At 50.3% G+C, this 640-nt stretch carries 1 pseudogene; it reads right to left on the bottom strand.

Annotation, left to right across the window (positions count from 1 at the left end):
* Nucleotides 1–11: 11 nt before the first annotated feature.
* Nucleotides 12–640: pseudogene (locus ACUU1I_RS21045) on the bottom strand (IS66 family transposase); the annotation flags it as partial.

Below are 640 nucleotides of genomic sequence, written 5' to 3'. Positions count from 1 at the left end.
TAATTAAGTTGTCAAGCATGTTTATGATACCTGCAGGGTATAAATTTTCTGGCTGCAAGCAGACACATATAAAACGTCTTTATTGATCCTACCCACATAATATGGACACAGTCGTAAGTGAGGCTCTGGTTTTCAAATTGTTCCGGACTGAGACCACCACACCAACGGTGCCGTCGCCAGCGATTGTAATCGCACTCGATATAACTAAACACTGTTGCCCGCACTATTTCCCGATGGATAATAGTGTTCTCCGTGGAGACATTCCATTTTCAGCGAATGAATTTTCATCTGTTGCTGTATCCAGTCATACAGTGACTGCATCAGTGGCGCGGCTCTGGCTTTTCTTGCCGCCAGACGCTGTTCTGCTGAACATCCCCGGACTTCTGCCTCGATGGCATACAGTTCACCGATACGCTGCAGGGCTTCCGTGGTGATGTCGGTTGGCACTCTTGCATGCACATCGTGGATTTTTCTCCGGACATGAGCCATACATGCGGCTTCCGTTATTCTGCCGGATTCGTACAACGCCCGGTAACCACCGTAAGCATCGGCCTGAAGCACTCCGCTGTAACCGGCCAGATGATTCTGTGGATGGATACCTTTCCGGTCCGGTGAGTACGCGAACCAGACCGCCGGAGGC

Source organism: Shigella sp. SIG3 (assembly GCF_053555855.1).
Note: the sequence above shows the minus strand (reverse complement) of the source record. Positions and strands in the feature narration are given on the sequence as shown.